A 16303-nucleotide genomic window follows, 5' to 3' on the forward strand; every position below is an offset into this window, starting at 1 on the left:
CAAAACTACATCCCGGCACGTCACGGATGGGACGAACCGAGGGATTCATGTGCTTGAGCGTTAGTGTTTTTTCAAGCGTTCGAGGATGGCGAATGGATGGCTTGCTTGATCCGTATCCTCAACGCTCTCAGCCAGGCGGCGCGCCTTAACCTGCTCAGTGGACGGGGCGTCTGTCTCGCCGCTCATGGGCACGGGCGATTGGCACTCGCCGACCGGATGCCGGGGAAACGACGGGATCATGAGCAGAAGCTCATCCTCGATGAGTTCGAACGGGTCGATCACATCATCCGTCACGACCAGCGGCTCATAGTCACTCTGGAGCGCGTCGGCGCTCGTCGGCTCGACCCGCACCAGACGCAGGGTCATGGGCGCATCCAGATTCAGCCACAGGTCGCTCAGGCAGCGCTGACAGAGCACCCGCAATCGCACCCGTGCCCAGCCTTCGAGTATCAGTTGTCGCTGCGCGTTGCGCCTGAAATCGAGTTGATACTCGACGCGCGCCAGCGGCTCGCCCTCGTCGACGATCCCGACCTCCAGCAGTCTGGGAAAGCGCTCCAAGGGCAATTCACCCCCGAATGACAGGCCATTCTTGGCCGCGCGCCAGGGGTCGATATGATCAGGCAAGGCGTTCGACATAAGCGCGCAAGACTAACCGATGGCCAAGACCCGCGTCAATCGATGGCGGCATTGGAATTTGGGACACACACAAAAAATTCCCCCGGCACTGCGGCGGACTGACGTCGACCGAGGTGCAGGGGGTATGTGAGTGGCTGAACGCGCTCTATCACAGTGTCGGCCAGCCAGGAATCTTAAGTTGGATTCCGGCGGCACCGTGGGCGCGATTTCGTGTATCAGGCCAGCAGGCGGGATGAACCCGACCGAGGCGCCTCCCCGTCTTCTTCTCTTTGTCTGCAAGCATGGCGATTGATGATGCGTAATTTCAATCACCTGCATTGAGGAATTAGAATAGACGAGTCACGCCAAAGGAGATATCCGTAGGATCACTCAGTTGACGTCGGTCGCGCGGATCGAGTCCTGATGTGCCGTCAGTTTCCGCTGCCGTTCGGGCGAGTGGCGCTCGACTGGCAGACGGCCGACATCCGGCAGAGTTCGGCTAGATTGCCGGCTCCCATCTTTTCCATCATGCGCGCGCGGTGGTTCTCGACCGTGCGCGGGCTGATTCCGAGCTGACGCGCGATGTCCTTGTTGGTCAGGCCGCATGTGGTCAGCGTCAGAACCTCATGCTCGCGCGGGGTCAACTGCCGGAAACGTTCGAGGATGTCGTGTTCGGTCGCGGCCTCTTCGCGTCGACGGCGATCCTCGGCGAAGGCATCCTCGATGCGCTGGAGCAATTGTTCGGTACTGGCGGGTTTTTCCAGGAAGTCGATCGCTCCGTTCTGGATGGCATGCACCGTGGTCGGTATATCACCGAAGGCGGAAAGAAAGATGATCGGCAGCCGTGCGCCGCGTTCCAGCAGCTCGCGCTGCAGATCCAGACCCGTCATGTCCGGCATGCGCTGGTCGAGCACCAGACAGCCGCGCGCGCCGGGCGAGAAGGCGGCAAGAAAAGCGGCCGGCGACGGGAAGCTAAGCACCGGGTAGCCGGCCAGCTCCAGGATCAGCGTCAGCGAATCGCGCATCCCCTGATCATCATCTACGAGAAAGACGGTTTGGACGTCAGTCATGATCCCAGGCCCTGTCCAGAGCAAAAGCGCGTATCCATCAAAATATCTCCTCAACCGCTTCCAGGTAGAACTACGTATAGCATGTTGGTTTTGTTTGTGAAACGACCGCCGATCGGTTCGAGTCGGCTAACACAGATGCGGGCGATCCCGACGGCGATCAACCGGATCGCGAGGCTCAGCCGGATGCCAGGATCGGGCGCGACCCGGACGTTGGGTGTTAGCGCATGATCCAGGAGACGCGCGCCTTCATCGCCATCGGCTCGAACATCGCGCCTGAGCACCACATCACGCTTGGACTGAAGGCGCTGAGCAGGGTTCAGGAGACTCGAGTCGGTGCCATCTCGTCGTGGTACCGCACCCGTCCCTGGGGGCTGGAGGCGCAGGCGGAGTTCATCAATCTGGTGGTGGAAGTCTGGACGCGACTGACGCCGCTGGCGCTGCTCGCCGCGACCCAGGCAATCGAGATCCAGCTTGGGCGCGTGCGTGAGCAGGTCAATGGTCCGCGCACGCTCGATCTGGACATCCTGCTCCATGGCGAGCGGATCGACGACACGCCGGAACTGCGCCTGCCACATCCCGGCCTGCTGCAGCGTGACTTCATGCTGATTCCTTTGCTGGAGATCGCGCCCGAGGTCATCCATCCCGAGCACGGCCGCTCCGTCGCCGAGCTGACGGACGAGATCCGCTACCGGCAAATCATCGGTCAGGTCTCGGGATAGAGGTTCGGGATCGGTGACGTGGCGTCCGGGGCATCCGAGCGGGTGTTGCCCAGATGCGGTTCCAGGCGTCTCCAGGCGGCCTCGCCGTCCCAGGATTCGCCGGGCGGCGCATAGATAGCACGGTCGATGCCGCGCAGCACGGGGCGCAGTTCGGGATCGTCAAAGCGGGCGGCAAGCGCTTCCAGGCCGGCCGGCGTCTGATCGGGCCAGCGTGCGCGAGTCCAGTCGATGAGCGCCGCGCGCGCACCGCGCGGATCTCGGGCGAGACAGGCCGCGCGGAGTGCGCGCCGCGCCGGATCGAGTGTTGGCGCGGACGCCGATGGCGGCGCACCGGACGGGTCGCGCTGAACCGCTGGACCGGTTGGACGGCGCTTCGCCCGACCACGACGCTCGCGCAACCAGAGAACCATTGTCAGACCCCAGCCGCCGGCAAGCATGAGCGCCAGCCAGGGCCATAGACCCCAGCCTGCGCCATCTTCAGACGCCGAAGCAGGCCCGGACTCACGCGCGGATGACGCGGCTGTGGATTCCGGCGTCGACTCAGTCACTGACCTGGACGGCTCGATGCCGGCCACCGGCGCGCTGGACGCCCCGCCGGGCGCGGGCGCGATCTGAACCGTGCGCGCCGGGATCACGGCAACCCGCGCCCGATCCGTGCGCGTATCCCACCAGTCGAGCCGGATCTCGGGGAGTGTCAGGGTTCCGGGGCGCGTCGGGACGAGTGCGAACTTGAGCGTCTTGATCGCCACTGGAGACGGGCCGTCGGTCAGATCCTCAGCACGCGGCTGGTCGGGATAGACCTGGACGCCGTCGAGCGCGCCCAGCTCCAGATCCGGCAGTTGCGCCGCTGTCGTGCCCTCGGCCGTGATGGTCAGGGTACGGGTGATCGGCTCGCCGACCTGGAAGACCGGGGGATTGGGTGTCCACTCGTCGGCGAGCTGGACTGAGGTCGCGGGCAGCCAGGCGGTGCCGGCGCTCGTCGCGGGCTGTGGACGCACCTGGAGTTCGATGTCTTGCGCGCGCTCGACCACGCGTCGTCCCGGATGGCTGCCCGGCATCGTCGGGAAACCCTGGAAGAGCCGCCCGCCAAAGGCTTGATCCAGCTCGGCGAAGGGGTCTTGACGCGCGCTCTGGCGCGGATCTTCCAGCATGGCTTCCAGCCGCGGCGACTGGATGTTGATCGATCCACTATGCTGTGGCGTGAGCCGGTAGCGCCGCTCGATGACGCGATAGACCTGGCCCTCGCGCGTCTCGTCATAGGCGCGATCCTCGCCCAGACGCTGTACCGTGGAACCCTCGACCTCGGGTTCGGAGAGTACCGCGCGCTGCGGTGGCTGGCGGTAATAGACCTTGACCCGGTATTCGATGGGTTGCAGGACATAGGGCGTGGTCGTTTCGACCTCGGATTCGACAAAGAGCGCCTTGGGACTGGACTGACCCGGCTGACCGGATCGCGCCTTAGCGCCGCCCGGTTCGACCACCTCGATGCTCAGCGGCTGACTGCGGTCGCTTCCGGCCTGGATGGCGGGAATGGTCAGACGTCCGGTGCGCTTGGGTGCCAGTTCCAGACTCCACTGACGACTGTGTGAGATGCGTCCGTTGATGATGCTGGTCATCTGACTCTGACCACGGCGCAGGATGTCGAAGTCCGGCTCCAGAGGCGCAAAATCCGGCTCGGCGTCCAGATCGCCCTCAGCGACGAGCCGCAGTTCCAGCACCTCGCCCTGCTCCAGTCGCTGGCGGTCCACCTGGACGCTCAGCTCAGCGGCCAGGGTCGACGACAGCACCGTCAGCCACAGAATCGGGATGAGGATCGCGCGTCCACAGCGTTTCGTTCTCACGGCAGTTGGCCCTCGCGACGCAGATGTTGCAGGAGAAAACGCTGGCGCAGCAGTCCAGCCGGGTCGTCCGGAACCTGACGCAGGCGGGCTTCCATGGCCTGTTCGCGCTCGCGTTCCTCGGGGGAGCGTTCGTCCAGGGTCGCAGTCACGGCGTTTTGCCCATCTGACGACTCGTCCGCGTCGGTTGGCTCGACACTCGGCGATTGCGTTGACGCGGAATCCAGCTCGGGCGGTTGGTCATCGACAGTCATGTCTTCCGACGACGGTTCGGCGCCTGGCTGTTGCGCCTGCTTCGGTGTGGATCCATCCTGACTCACATCTGGATCGGCTTCAGATTCAGATTCAGATTCAGATTCAGATTCAGACGATTGATCCTGGCTCGTCCCCTGAGATTCATTTGGCTCCCCCGCGCCTGATTCAGAGGCATCAGCGTCTTTGGCGTCTGATTCAGAAGCCTCTGGCTCCGAGGCATCGGACGGTTCGGATTCCTCGGACGATGCGGACTCCGACGCTGAGGACTCCGACGCTGAGGACTCGGACTTCGATTCAGACTCCGATTTCGATGAAGACTCCTGGTCGTCTTCAGCTTTATCGTCCTGAGTCTGGTCCTGTTGATCCTGCTTCTGATCCAGAAGCTGACGCACCAGTTCCAGATTGTGGCGTGCGTCGGCATGCTCGGGCGCCTGTTCGAGCACGCGCTCATAGGCCGTCGCCGCCTCTTCAAGCCGCCCCAGACGCGCGAGCGCATTGCCGCGATTGTAATCCGGAGTGGCTCCAGTGAGTCCTTCGAGCGATTCGAGCGCGTGCTCGAATTCACCGGCACGATAGCTCGCCGCCGCACGCCAGGCGGGGTCGCTGAAATGTTCGACCGCTGTGTCGGGACGTCCGGCGGCCAGTTCGTGCGCCCCCTGCTGATCGGCGCGCCACCAGAGATCGGCCCAGTCAAAGGCCAGTGCCCGATCGGCCGGCAGCACCAGCACGGCGGCCAGCACCGGAACCAGCCAGCCGCGCCGGAAGGCCAGCGCCGCCAGCGGCAGCACGAGCAGGATCAGCCAGGGGCCTTCTTCGCGCCACTGATCCGCGGCCAGTGACGACGCCTCGATGGGAGTCTCGGGTCGGGGCGCGGCCGCGATCAGGGCCTGGGTATCGGCCTCGCCCACGCTGGTTTCCAGATAACGTCCGTTGCCGGCCCGCGCCAGCTCGCGCAATCGCTTGCGTTCCAGGCGGGCGATCTGGAGCGCGCCAGCGGCATCCTGCTCAAAGCCACCGCCCGGACGCGGCACGGGCGCGCCCTCCAGCGTGCCGACCGCCAGCACCGAGAGCCGATGTCCGGCAGCGGCCAGACGCCGTGCCGATTCCAGTGATCCGGCCATGTCCCCGACGCCATCCGTGATCAGGATGACATGACCCGCGCCGCCGCCGGCACGCTCCAGCATCCCGGCGGCCATCTCCAGCGCGCGATCGGTGCGGCGCGCACCGGGCACAGGGATGAGATCGGTGGCAAGCATCGGCACCTGAGCGGCGATGGTGTTGGCATCGGCACTCAACGGCGAGACCAGGAAGGGTTCAGGGCCGAAGGCGATCAGACCGACCTGCCCTTCGCGCATGGCCTTGAGCAGATCGAGGATCTCGAAGCGTGCGCGCGCCAGGCGCGAGGGTGAGACATCGGCGGCGTCCAGGCTTGGCGAAAGGTCGAGCAGGATCACGGAGCGGCCGTCCAGACTGAAGACCGGCTGCGGGAGCTGGCGCCAGACCGGGCCGGCGAGCGCCACCACCAGGATCAGCCAGCCGATCCCGAGCAGGACGAACGGCCAGCGGTGCGTGCGTTCTGCTCCACCGACCAGCAGATGGGGCAGCAGATGCGGATCGACGAGCGCCGACCAGGTGTCGGCACTCGCCCGACGGCGCCAGAGCCGCCACAGCAGCCAGGCGAGCGGAATCAGAGCCAGGAACCAGAATGGACGCAGAAACAGCATGGCAATTTTCAGGTCGTGCGGTCCGTGATGGACCTTGGAAGACGGTCGAGGGTTCCATCAGAGAGGGCGATCAGCAGCATCGACAGGATCAGCGCCAGCGCGGCAGGCCAGACGAAAAGGGCGCGTCGCGGGCGATAGGTGCGTTGTTCGCGCTCGCTCGGCTCCAGCCGGTCCAGTTCGGCATAGACGGCTTCCAGCTCCTGCCGGCTGCCGGCGGCAAAAAAGCGTCCGCCCGTGATTTCGGCGATACGTTTGAGCGTGGTCGGGTCGAAGTCGCTGGCCTGGCGCAGCAGGCGCATTCCGAACAGCGAGCGCACACCCAGCTCGCCGCCGCCGATGCCGATGGTGTAGATGCGCACCCCGGCCTGAGCCGCCAGTTCAGCGGCTTCCAGTGGATCGAGCGCACCGGCGGTATTGTCGCCATCGGTCAGGAGGATCAGGACGCGCTGGCCCTCGGGTTGCTCGCGCAGACGCTTGACGGCCAGCCCAATGGCATCGCCGATCGCCGTCTCGCGCCCGGCCAGTCCGACCACCGAATCGCGCAGCATGGCCGCGACCGTGGCGCCGTCGAAGGTCAGGGGCGTCTGGAGATAGGCGCGGGTGCCGAAAAGGATGAGTCCAAGCCGGTCGCCCGCGCGACGCTCGACGAAGGCCGAAGCCACCGCGCGCACCACAGCCAGACGCGAGACGGCACGTCCGTTGAGTTCGTAGTCCTCCTGCTCCATGCTCCCCGAGACATCGATGGCCAGCATCAGATCGCGTCCGGCCAGCGGCAACGCGATCGGCTCGCCGACCCACTGTGGTCGCGCTGCCGCCAGCACCAGCAGCAGCCAGATGAGCAGTCCGATCAGCCAGCGCCAGCGGCGCCACCCGGAAGGCCGGGGCGGACGCCCGACGGCTTCGGTCCCGAGACCGACATGGATCGGAAAACGCAGGGCCGCGCCGCCCTCATCGCGCGCGGGCGGCAGCCAGCGTGCCAGCCAGGGCAGCGGCAGGGCCAACAATATCCAGGGCCAGGCGAGCGTGATCATTGGTGATGGGATTGGACGAAACCGGTGATTGTCAGGGGGCTTGGCCAAGTAGACAAAAACAGCGCATTAAATTATTGCGCAGGAAAACTCAGATTGAAACTGTTCAAACGCTTGGGCGAACAACGAATCTCGAAGCTGTCGCCACTCAGGATGAGCGTCTCCAGCAGGACGCAAGGACTCGGGAACCTCGTATTTCAAAGATTGTCCACGAATAGCTCGAAGAGCCTGGAGATCTGACCGACATGACGCGATTCAAATCGACCCTCGCTGCTATCCTGCGGCGCCTCGTGCTCTTTGCCGGCGCCTGGCTGGTGATCGCCGGGACTGATCCCAGTTCCTGGATCATCGGCGCGCCGGCCGTAATCGCGGCGACCTGGGCCAGTCTGCGTCTGAGACAGCGCGATGGAGCGGCGCCGCGCGTGCTCGCGGCCCTGGTCTTCGCGCCCTTCTTTCTCTGGCAGTCGCTCAAGGGCGGACTCGACGTGGCCTGGCGAGTGATGCGCCCACGGATGCGCATCGCGCCGGGCGTGCACAACTATCGGCTCAGGCTCGCCGGCACCTCGGCCCGGGTGGTGCTGCTCGACACCCTCAGTCTGCTACCGGGCACGCTGAGCGCCGATCTGCGTGGTGATATCCTGACCGTCCACGCGCTCGATGCCGCCGATGGCCGCGCGCTCGACGCCGACATCGCGGGCCTGGAACAGCGGGTCGGCGCCCTCTTCGGCGAACGGTTCGCGCCCATCGAAACCGATCCGGAACAGACACACACAACCCCTATTTTTGCTGAAACAGCGCAAGGTGAAGGACATCCCCATGTCACTCTCTGAGATTCATCTGGCCGTCGCGCTACTACTGCTGGCGACCATGAGTATCGGTCTGATCCGGGTCGCCATCGGCCCGACGCCATCGGATCGCCTGATGGCGGCGCAACTGCTCGGCACCTCGGGGATCGGGCTGCTGCTGGTGTTGATCCCAGTGATCCGGGTGCCGGCGCTGATCGACGTGGCGCTGGTGTTCTCGCTGCTGGCGGCCGTCGCCATCGTCGCTTTCACCCGCCGGCGCGATGGGGAGGACGCATGACGTTCATGACGCTGCTGTCCTGGCTGTCGGTCGCCTGCATTCTGGCCGGGGCCTTCTTCTTCATTGCCGGCACGGTCGGACTCATGCGGCTGCCGGACCGGCTCAGCCGGCTGCATGCCCTGACCAAGGCCGACAATGTCGGGTTGGGTCTGCTGACCCTGGGTCTGTTGCTGGAGGCGCCTGGACTCCTGATTGGACTCAAGCTGGTGCTCATCTGGCTGTTCGTGCTGGTGGCCAGCGCCACCGGTGCGCATCTGATCGCCAAGCGCGCCCTACGCGCTGATGGGGAGGACGCCCATTGAATCCACTGCTGCTCGGCTTTGATATCCTGCTCTCGACTACCCTGCTGGGGCTGGCGCTCGCCGCGCTCACCAGCCGCGAACCCCGGCGCGGGGTCATTCTTTTCATCGCCTTCGGGCTGCTGCTGGCCCTGGTCTGGGCGCGACTGCGCGCGCCCGATCTGGCGCTGGCTGAGGCCGCCATCGGCGCGGGTCTGGCCGGGGCGCTGATGCTGTCCGCGGCCCGACGCGCCGCCCGGAGACGACAATGAAAGCATCGAGGCTGCAAACCGTTCTGATCCCACTGCTGCTGTCAGCGATCGGGGCGGTGCTGTTCTGGGCCTTCTGGAGCGGCGTTACCGGTCACGAGGGTGAGCGTCTGGCCGCATTGGCCCTGGCGCGGGTGCCCGAGTCGGGCGCCAGCAATCCAGTGACCTCGGTCCTGCTCAACTTCCGCGCCTATGACACCCTGATGGAACTGGCGGTGCTGCTGGCCGCGCTGCTCGGGATCTGGTCGCTCGGCCCGGCGGCCGCGCCTTATCAGCCGGCGGCACTGCTGCTCAACAGCCTGGTCAGCTGGGTGGTGCCCATGCTGATCATCGCCGGCGGCTATCTGCTCTGGATCGGCGGTCAGGCGCCGGGCGGTGCCTTCCAGGCCGGTGCCCTGCTCGGTGCGGCCGGCGTGACCCTGGCGCTCTCGGGACGACCGAACGCCGGTCTGCCGGACGAGTCCTGGCTGCGCGTACTCGCTGCACTCGGCACCCTGGTGTTCGTACTCATCGGGCTGACGCTCATGTTTCTGGGACTGGGCTTCCTGACCTACCCGCCAGCGCTGGCTAAGGCGCTGATCCTGACCATCGAGACCGGCGCGACCCTGAGCATCGGCGCCACCCTGGCGGCGGCCTTCCTCGGCGGACAGCCGCGCGCCACGAGGACCGCCGAACCATGAGCCACGAGATTCTAATCACCCAGCTGCTGTATGGCGGTGCGGGGCTGCTGTTCTTCCTGCTCGGTGTCTGGTCCTTCATCAGCCACGAACCCCTGTGGCGCAAGCTGATCGCGCTCAACATCATGGGCGCCGGTGTCTTCCATGTCCTGGTCGCGGTCGCCTATCGCGGGCTGGACGCGCCGCCCGATCCGGTCCCGCACGCCCTGGTGTTGACCGGGATCGTGGTCGCAGTCAGCGCCACGGCGCTGGCATTGGCGTTCGGTCGACGTCTGGACCGCGAGGATAGTGAACGGACGCCCGAGGTTCAGGGAGTCGATGATCGGGAGGACGGAACCCATGTTTGATCCATTGGCGCTTGCGGTTGCCCTGCCGCTGCTCGGGGCGCTGCTCGTCACCATGCTTCCCGGCTGGTCGCGCGCTCTGGGGATGCTCACCGCGCTGGCGACCACCGTCGTGGCCCTGTGGCTGACCGTCACGGTCTGGGGCGGCGCGAGCCTGCACTCGGATCTCGGCGGCTGGGGCGTGCCGCTCGGCATTGCGCTGCGCGCCGATGGTCTGGCGGCGGCGCTGGTGGCCATGGCCAATCTGGTCGCACTGGCCATCAGTATCAATGCCACCGGCTATTTCGGCACGGCTGAGTCGAGCCGGAAGTTCTGGCCGCTGTGGCTGCTGCTGTGGAGTGCGCTCAACGGGTTGTTCCTGGCCGCCGATCTGTTCAACCTCTATGTGATGCTGGAGTTGCTGGGACTCTCCGCGGCCGCACTGGGCGCGCTCACCGGCACCCGCGAGGCGGCCGAGGCCAATCTGCGCTATCTGCTGGTGGGCCTGCTCGGTTCCATGACCTATCTGCTCGGGGTGGCACTGCTCTATACCGCCTATGGCACCCTGGATCTGGAGCAGGTGGCCGCATCGCTGACGCCCGGCCCCGTGGCCTTGTCGGCGCTGGCGCTGATGGTCGGCGGGCTGTTGCTCAAAGCGGCGCTGTTTCCGCTGCACTTCTGGCTGCCGCCGGCCCATGCTAACGCACCAGCACCAGTCAGCGCGGCGCTTTCGGCGCTGGTGGTCAAGGCGGCGATCTATCTGGTGTTGCGGCTGTGGCTGGATCTGTTCGACGGGATCGTCACCGAAGCGGCCGGGATGCTGCTGGGTCTGCTCGGGGCGGGCGCGGTGCTCTGGGGTTCCTGGCGGGCACTGCGGGCTGAGCGGCTCAAGCTGCTGGCGGCTTATTCGACCGTGGCCCAGGTCGGCTATCTGTTCATGTTCCTGCCGCTGCTGACGGCGACTCCCGACGGACCTGAGCGCGAACGTCTGCTTACGGCGCTGGTGCTGCTGGCGCTTACCCATGGCTTCGCCAAGGCTGGATTCTTTCTCGCCGCCGGGCTGGTGCAAAAGAGCACCGGGCATGATCGCATTCGCGAACTCGGCGGCGCGGCCCAGAGTCTGCCGGCCGCGACCTTCACCCTGGGTCTGGCGGGCGTGGCCCTGATCGGGCTGCCGCCGAGCGGCACCTTCTTCGCTAAATGGGTGCTGGTCGGGCAGGCCATTGCCCTGGGTCAATGGTGGTGGGCGCTGGTGGTGATGGCCGGCACCCTGCTGGCGGCGGCCTATGTGTTCCGGGTGCTGGCGCGCGCCTTCAACCGCGAGCCGACGCCCAAGTGCTTTCTGACCGATCCGCGCACCGAGATCCCGGCCCTGCTGCTGGCCGCGCTCTCGGCCCTGGGCGTCGGTCTGGCCGCCCAGCCCATCGCCGTCCTGCTCGGAGCGGGAGACTGAACGCATGAATCTCGATCCCTATCTACCACTGGCCATCGTGCTCAGTTCCGCCCTGCCGGGCGCGCTCATCTTCTTTCTGGGCGAGGACAGCTACCGGCTGCGAACCGCACTCAATCTGTTCGGCGCGCTGCTGAAGATCATCCTCGTCGGCTGGATGATCTGGGGCGTGTTCCACGGCCATGTCTACGAGAGCCGGCTGACGCTGATGCCGGGTCTGGAGCTGGTGCTGAGCGCCGATGCGCTCTCGGTGCTGTTCGTGGCACTGTCGACCGTGCTGTGGTTGGTCACGACCATCTACGCCATCGGCTATCTGGAGCACTCGCCCAACCGCAGCCGCTTCTTCGGTTTCTTCAGTCTCTGCGTCTCGGCGACCGTGGGCATCGCGCTCTCGGGGAATCTGATGACCTTCGTGGTCTTCTACGAGATCCTCACGCTGGCCACCTATCCGCTGGTCGCTCATCGCGGCACGCCGGATGCCGATCACGGCGCTAAGGTCTATCTGGCCTATACCATGAGCGGCGGCGTGCTGCTGTTTGTCGGTGCGGTCTGGCTCCAGACCCTGGTCGGTCAACTGACCTTCACCCAGGGCGGTCTGCTCGGGGCGGCGCCCGAGGCGCTGCACGGTCAGTTCATCCTGATCTTCTTCCTGTTGCTGGCCGGGCTGGGTGTGAAAGCCGCGCTGGTGCCGCTGCACGGCTGGCTGCCGCAGGCGATGGTCGCACCGGCGCCGGTCAGCGCCCTGTTGCACGCCGTCGCTGTGGTCAAGGCCGGCGCCTTTGGCATCGTGCGCCTGGTCTACGACGTCTATGGTGTCGAATTTGCCGATGATTTGGGACTGCTGACCGTGCTCGGCGTGCTGGCGGCTACCACCATCATCTATGGCTCGCTCAAGGCGCTGTCGCAGGACGGGCTGAAGAAACGGCTGGCCTATTCGACCGTCAGTCAGGTGTCCTATATCGCGCTCGGCGCCTCGGTGCTCGGTCCGATCGCCACCATCGGTGGTCTGGTGCATCTGGTCCACCAGGGCATCATGAAGATCACGCTGTTTTTCTGTGCCGGCAACTATGCCGAGACGCTCGGCGTGCACAAGGTCAGCGAGATGAACGGCATCGGTCGGCGCATGCCCTGGACCACGCTCGCCTTCACGGTCGGAGCACTCGGCATGATCGGTATTCCGCCGGTGGCCGGGTTCATCACCAAGTGGTACCTGGGTCTGGGCGCGGCTACGGCCGGGGCCTACTGGGTAATCGTCGTGCTGCTCGTCAGCAGTCTGCTCAATGCCGCCTATTTCCTGCCGATCCTCTATCGCGCCTGGTTCCGTCCGCCGCCGGATCAATGGCCGGAGGAGGCTGTGCTCTCGAAACGGCTGGAGACGGCGCCCGCTCTGCTCTGGCCGCCGGTGGTGACAGCGCTGCTGGCGGTGGTGGCGGGATTGCTGGCGGCGGCGCCTTTCAGTCCGCTCGAATGGGCAACCCTGATCGCCGAACGGGAGTATGGGCGATGAGCGGGCTGCTGTTGGCAGTGGTGTTGGTGCCGCTGCTGCTTGCGCCGCTCGTCGTGCATCCGGCGTGGCGCTGGTTGGTACTGATCGCGCCGCTGCCCGCGCTCGCCAGTCTGGCGCTGCTGCCGCCGGACGCGACCCTGGAGCTGCCCTGGCTGCTGCTCGGCACGGCGCTCGGACTCGACGAGACGACCTGGGTCTTTCTGCTGTTCACGACGCTGGTGTGGTCGCTGGCCGCCGTGCCGGTCGTCGAGCGTCTGGGCACGGCGGCGGGGACCGGGCGCTTCCGGCTACTGTTCCTGCTCGCGCTCGCCGGCAATCTGTGGCTGATCCTGGCGCGCGAGCCGGTCGGGTTCTATGTCGGCTTCGCCATCATGGGACTGGCGGCCTATGGGTTGATCCTGCATCCGGGCGGTCTGATGCGCCGGCGGGCGGGCCGCGTCTATCTGGCCATGACCCTGATCGGCGAGCTGGCACTGTTCGTGGCGCTGCTACTGATGGCCCAGACTCAGGGCGTGACCTGGAGCCTGCCGGCGACCTCGGCACCCGATGGGACGGTGATCGCGCTGCTACTGCTCGGACTCGGTATCAAGGCCGGACTCATGCCGCTGCATCCCTGGCTGCCGCTGGCCTATGGCGCCGCACCCGCACCGGCCGCCGCCGTGCTGAGCGGGGCCATGAGCAAGGTCGCACTGCTCGGCTGGCTGCGGCTGCTGCCGCTGGGACAGGTCGCGCTGCCCGAATGGGGGATGCTGTTCGTATGGCTGGGGCTGGTCAGTCTGCTGGTGGCGCTGGGCGTGGGGCTGGTGCAGACCGATCCGCGCCGCGTGCTGGCTTATTCGAGCATCAGCAAGGCCGGGCTGTTCGTGCTGCTGCTGGGGCTGCTGTTGCTTGAACCGACACTAACGCCGATCGGAGTTGGGGCGCTGACGCTCTATGCCGCGCATCATGCGCTGGTCAAGTCAGGACTGTTTCTGGGGCTGGGATTGCGCGATCTGGATCCGGCACGGCCGCTGGTGCGCGCGGGGCTGATTCTGCTGGCACTGGCGCTGGCAGGTGCGCCTCTGACCAGCGGCGCGCTGGCCAAGTCTGTCGCCAAGCCGGTGCTGGTCTCGCCGGGCTGGATCTGGCTCGATCTGGCGCTGATGCTGGCGACGGTGGCGACGATGTTGCTGATGGCGCGCTTCGTTTGGCTGATCTGGCCGGCGCCGGGTGTTGATGATGGGCATCGCGGCGCTCTGCCCATGCTACGAACCTCCAACGACACTCAAGCGCCGGTTGGCTCCCAACCCGCCTTTCCGATCTGGAGTCTCGCGGCCTGGATCCTGCTACTCGGACTGGTCGCGGGCTTCCCATTCGTGCTCGGCGAACCCTCGGCCTGGCCGACCAATGCCGGAGCCATGCTCATCGCCGGGCTGATCGCCGCACCGCTGGCGCTCGCCATCTGGCGTCGGGCGCCCGGTTCGGGGCGTCGCGTGCGGCGGCGTAGCTTGGGTGATCTGGTGGTTCTGATCGAGCCGATCCTGGCCGCTCAGCTCTGGACCGGGCGCGCGCTGTTTGGACGCTGGAACGCAACGGTCGAGGCGGCGCGCGCGCATCTCTATAGTCTGGGCGAGCGGGTCGGTTCGCCGCCGCCCGATCCCGAGCGGACATTGCGCGCCTGGCCCACCGCCGGCTGGCTGTGGCTGGGCGTGACCGTGCTCCTCCTGCTACTGGTCCTGGTCGCGCCATGACACTGCTGCTGATCCTGAGCTGGCTGTGGCCCCTGCTACTCGCGCCGCTGGTGCTCCAGCCCCGGCGGCACTGGCTGGTCGCGCTCGCGCCCCTGCCGGCGCTGGCGACGGCGCTGTGGATTCCAGCCGGCACCCGGATCGAGCTGCCCTGGCTGCTGATCGGTGCCACCCTGGGTCTGGACACGCCGGGACGGATCTTTCTCGGCTTCACCGCCCTGCTGTGGCTGGTCGCCGCCGTCCACGCCATCCGCGCCCTGCGTGACAGTCCGCACGCTGGACGCTTCTATCTGTTCTTCCTGCTGGCGATGGCGGGCAATCTGTGGCTGATCGTCGCGCTCGATCTGGCGAGCTTCTACACCGGCTTCGCGCTCATGGGGCTGGCCTCCTATGGTCTGGTCATCCACGATGGACAGCGTGAATCGCTGCGCGCCGGCAAGGTCTATCTGATCCTGACCCTGCTCGGCGAGACCACGCTCTTCATGGCGCTGGTGCTGATCGCGCACCAGACCGGCTCGCTCGCGCCCTCAGCCTCCGCACTGGCCGCACTCGACGATCTGGCCATCGGGCTGCTGATCCTGGGATTGGCGGTCAAGGCCGGCCTGATGCCGCTGCACGTCTGGCTGCCATTGGCGCATCCGGCCGCGCCCGTGCCGGCGAGCGCGGTCCTGAGCGGAACCATGATCAAGGCCGCGCTGCTCGGCTGGCTGCGTTTCCTGCCGCTTGGCGCGCTGGCACTGCCGCACTGGGGGTGGCTGCTGGTGCTGGCCGGGCTAATCACGGCGATACTGGCCCCGCTGATCGGCCTGATCCAGACCAACCCCAAGGTGGTGCTGGCCTATTCGAGTGTGGCCAAGATGGGTTTCATGACCCTGGCGCTGGGGATGCTGCTGATCGAGCCCGCGCTGGCTCCGGTCGGCGTGCTGGCGCTCGCCTTCTATGCCGGACACCATGCCCTGACCAAGGGTGGACTCTTCCTCGGGGTCGGATTGCGTCACACGAGCGGGCACCAGCCAATGATCCTCGCCGGGCTGAGCCTGTTGGTGCTGGTCATGATCGGCGTGCCACTCACCGGCGGCGCCATTGCTAAGGATGAACTCAAGCCGGTACTGGAGACGCTCGACTGGGTCTGGCTCAGCGCTGGGCTGGGGCTGGCGGCCGTGGTCACGGCGCTGCTGATGGCGCGTTTTCTGTGGCTGATGTGGCAGACCGCGCCGCATCCCGAGCCGGGCTACCGGCTGGCGGGCACGGCTTGGGGGCTGCTGATCGGTGTGATCCTGGTGCTGCCGCTGGTCGTGGCGCTCGGCGGCGGGGTCAAGCTCGGCTGGACGACTAATCTCGACCGCTTGGCGATCGCCCTGGCGCTCGGGCTGCCGGTGCTGCTGGCGGCGCTCCAGCGTCCGGGCACGCTCGACGGGATGCTCGACCGTATCCCGCCCGGTGATCTGCTGGAGGCGCTGCGTCCACTGCCGCCGCTGTGGCGCTGGAGTCAGCGTTGGATGCGTTGCCGCTGGCTGGTCTGGCGTGAGCGTCTGCTTGGGCCTCGGCGTGACTGGATCGACCGGCAGTGGCACGCGACCCGCGCCAGCTCGGTCGAGCGTCGGATGGCGCGCTGGCTGGTCGCGGGTACGCTCTGGATCGGGCTGCTGCTACTCATCGGACTGATGGTGATCCCGCGATGACGCTGGATTTATCGAAGATCCCGCTCGATCAGTTGATGTATGGCCTCAGTCTGGGCGC

General features: G+C 66.4%; 16 protein-coding genes. 11 read left to right on the forward strand and 5 right to left on the reverse strand.

Features of this window, described 5'->3' with window-relative positions; genetic code table 11:
- Positions 1-60 precede the first annotated feature (60 nt).
- Positions 61-624, reverse strand: coding sequence for a YceD family protein (locus GJ668_RS12260; protein ID WP_186343074.1), 564 nt, complete (start codon positions 622-624; stop codon positions 61-63).
- 422 nt (positions 625-1046) lie between these two features.
- A complete protein-coding gene (locus GJ668_RS12265; RefSeq protein WP_155450441.1) occupies positions 1047-1685 on the reverse strand; it encodes a response regulator transcription factor in 639 nt (212 codons plus the stop codon).
- Between the two features lie 224 nt (positions 1686-1909).
- Here GJ668_RS12265 and folK point away from each other — a divergent pair, with 224 nt between their 5' ends.
- On the forward strand, positions 1910-2404 hold the full coding sequence (gene folK / locus GJ668_RS12270; protein ID WP_155450442.1) for a 2-amino-4-hydroxy-6-hydroxymethyldihydropteridine diphosphokinase: 495 nt from the start codon (positions 1910-1912) through the stop codon (positions 2402-2404).
- Here the strand turns inward: folK and GJ668_RS12275 are convergent.
- From GJ668_RS12275 to GJ668_RS12285, 3 genes are read right to left on the reverse strand one after another with little or no spacing between them, the layout of a single operon-like run.
- Positions 2389-4245 (reverse strand): BatD family protein, encoded by a 1857-nt coding sequence (locus GJ668_RS12275; RefSeq protein WP_186343075.1) that lies wholly within the window; start codon positions 4243-4245, stop codon positions 2389-2391. The two genes, folK and GJ668_RS12275, sit on opposite strands and share 16 nt — an antisense overlap.
- Positions 4242-6221, reverse strand: coding sequence for a VWA domain-containing protein (locus GJ668_RS12280; RefSeq protein ID WP_155450443.1), 1980 nt, complete (start codon positions 6219-6221; stop codon positions 4242-4244). Before GJ668_RS12280 ends, GJ668_RS12275 begins: the two co-directional genes overlap by 4 nt.
- An 8-nt stretch (positions 6222-6229) precedes the next feature.
- Positions 6230-7252: a VWA domain-containing protein gene (locus GJ668_RS12285; RefSeq protein WP_155450444.1), complete on the reverse strand. Its 1023-nt coding sequence runs from the start codon at positions 7250-7252 to the stop codon at positions 6230-6232.
- Between the two features lie 242 nt (positions 7253-7494).
- Here GJ668_RS12285 and GJ668_RS12290 point away from each other — a divergent pair, with 242 nt between their 5' ends.
- The 10 genes from GJ668_RS12290 to GJ668_RS12335 are packed head-to-tail and all read left to right on the forward strand — an operon-like array spanning position 7495 to position 16245.
- The gene (locus GJ668_RS12290; protein WP_155450445.1) at positions 7495-8079 is read left to right on the forward strand and encodes a Na+/H+ antiporter subunit E; all 585 of its coding nucleotides are present in this window, start codon (positions 7495-7497) and stop codon (positions 8077-8079) included.
- Positions 8066-8332 carry an MrpF/PhaF family protein gene (locus GJ668_RS12295; protein WP_155450446.1) on the forward strand — a complete coding sequence of 89 codons (267 nt, stop codon included), beginning with the start codon at positions 8066-8068 and terminating at the stop codon, positions 8330-8332. The genes GJ668_RS12290 and GJ668_RS12295 overlap by 14 nt, the downstream gene beginning before the upstream one ends.
- Positions 8329-8634: a cation:proton antiporter gene (locus GJ668_RS12300; protein WP_155450447.1), complete on the forward strand. Its 306-nt coding sequence runs from the start codon at positions 8329-8331 to the stop codon at positions 8632-8634. The genes GJ668_RS12295 and GJ668_RS12300 overlap by 4 nt, the downstream gene beginning before the upstream one ends.
- Complete coding sequence (locus tag GJ668_RS21270) at positions 8631-8882, forward strand: hydrogenase subunit MbhD domain-containing protein (RefSeq protein ID WP_155450448.1); 252 nt, start codon at positions 8631-8633, stop codon at positions 8880-8882. The genes GJ668_RS12300 and GJ668_RS21270 overlap by 4 nt, the downstream gene beginning before the upstream one ends.
- Positions 8879-9559 (forward strand): MnhB domain-containing protein, encoded by a 681-nt coding sequence (locus tag GJ668_RS12310; protein ID WP_155450449.1) that lies wholly within the window; start codon positions 8879-8881, stop codon positions 9557-9559. Before GJ668_RS21270 ends, GJ668_RS12310 begins: the two co-directional genes overlap by 4 nt.
- Positions 9556-9903: an NADH-quinone oxidoreductase subunit K gene (locus tag GJ668_RS12315; protein ID WP_155450450.1), complete on the forward strand. Its 348-nt coding sequence runs from the start codon at positions 9556-9558 to the stop codon at positions 9901-9903. Before GJ668_RS12310 ends, GJ668_RS12315 begins: the two co-directional genes overlap by 4 nt.
- Positions 9896-11332: a complex I subunit 5 family protein gene (locus GJ668_RS12320; RefSeq protein ID WP_155450451.1), complete on the forward strand. Its 1437-nt coding sequence runs from the start codon at positions 9896-9898 to the stop codon at positions 11330-11332. The genes GJ668_RS12315 and GJ668_RS12320 overlap by 8 nt, the downstream gene beginning before the upstream one ends.
- 4 nt (positions 11333-11336) lie before the next feature.
- On the forward strand, positions 11337-12836 hold the full coding sequence (locus GJ668_RS12325; protein WP_155450452.1) for a complex I subunit 5 family protein: 1500 nt from the start codon (positions 11337-11339) through the stop codon (positions 12834-12836).
- A complete protein-coding gene (locus GJ668_RS12330) occupies positions 12833-14566 on the forward strand; it encodes a proton-conducting transporter transmembrane domain-containing protein (RefSeq protein ID WP_186343076.1) in 1734 nt (577 codons plus the stop codon). Before GJ668_RS12325 ends, GJ668_RS12330 begins: the two co-directional genes overlap by 4 nt.
- Positions 14563-16245 (forward strand): complex I subunit 5 family protein, encoded by a 1683-nt coding sequence (locus GJ668_RS12335; RefSeq protein WP_155450454.1) that lies wholly within the window; start codon positions 14563-14565, stop codon positions 16243-16245. The genes GJ668_RS12330 and GJ668_RS12335 overlap by 4 nt, the downstream gene beginning before the upstream one ends.
- Positions 16246-16303 lie beyond the last annotated feature (58 nt).

The organism is Allochromatium palmeri, from assembly GCF_009720725.1.
Taxonomy (GTDB): domain Bacteria; phylum Pseudomonadota; class Gammaproteobacteria; order Chromatiales; family Chromatiaceae; genus Thermochromatium; species Thermochromatium palmeri.

Coding starts and splice junctions, on each gene's coding strand:
- GJ668_RS12285 (WP_155450444.1), bottom strand. CDS start 7,252: ATGATCACGCTCGCCTGGCCCTGGATATTGTTGGCCCTGCCGCTGCCC.
- GJ668_RS12325 (WP_155450452.1), top strand. CDS start 11,337: ATGAATCTCGATCCCTATCTACCACTGGCCATCGTGCTCAGTTCCGCC.
- GJ668_RS12335 (WP_155450454.1), top strand. CDS start 14,563: ATGACACTGCTGCTGATCCTGAGCTGGCTGTGGCCCCTGCTACTCGCG.
- GJ668_RS12315 (WP_155450450.1), top strand. CDS start 9,556: ATGAGCCACGAGATTCTAATCACCCAGCTGCTGTATGGCGGTGCGGGG.
- GJ668_RS12310 (WP_155450449.1), top strand. CDS start 8,879: ATGAAAGCATCGAGGCTGCAAACCGTTCTGATCCCACTGCTGCTGTCA.
- GJ668_RS12290 (WP_155450445.1), top strand. CDS start 7,495: ATGACGCGATTCAAATCGACCCTCGCTGCTATCCTGCGGCGCCTCGTG.
- folK (WP_155450442.1), top strand. CDS start 1,910: ATGATCCAGGAGACGCGCGCCTTCATCGCCATCGGCTCGAACATCGCG.
- GJ668_RS12265 (WP_155450441.1), bottom strand. CDS start 1,685: ATGACTGACGTCCAAACCGTCTTTCTCGTAGATGATGATCAGGGGATG.
- GJ668_RS12300 (WP_155450447.1), top strand. CDS start 8,329: ATGACGTTCATGACGCTGCTGTCCTGGCTGTCGGTCGCCTGCATTCTG.
- GJ668_RS12295 (WP_155450446.1), top strand. CDS start 8,066: ATGTCACTCTCTGAGATTCATCTGGCCGTCGCGCTACTACTGCTGGCG.
- GJ668_RS12320 (WP_155450451.1), top strand. CDS start 9,896: ATGTTTGATCCATTGGCGCTTGCGGTTGCCCTGCCGCTGCTCGGGGCG.
- GJ668_RS12280 (WP_155450443.1), bottom strand. CDS start 6,221: ATGCTGTTTCTGCGTCCATTCTGGTTCCTGGCTCTGATTCCGCTCGCC.
- GJ668_RS12330 (WP_186343076.1), top strand. CDS start 12,833: ATGAGCGGGCTGCTGTTGGCAGTGGTGTTGGTGCCGCTGCTGCTTGCG.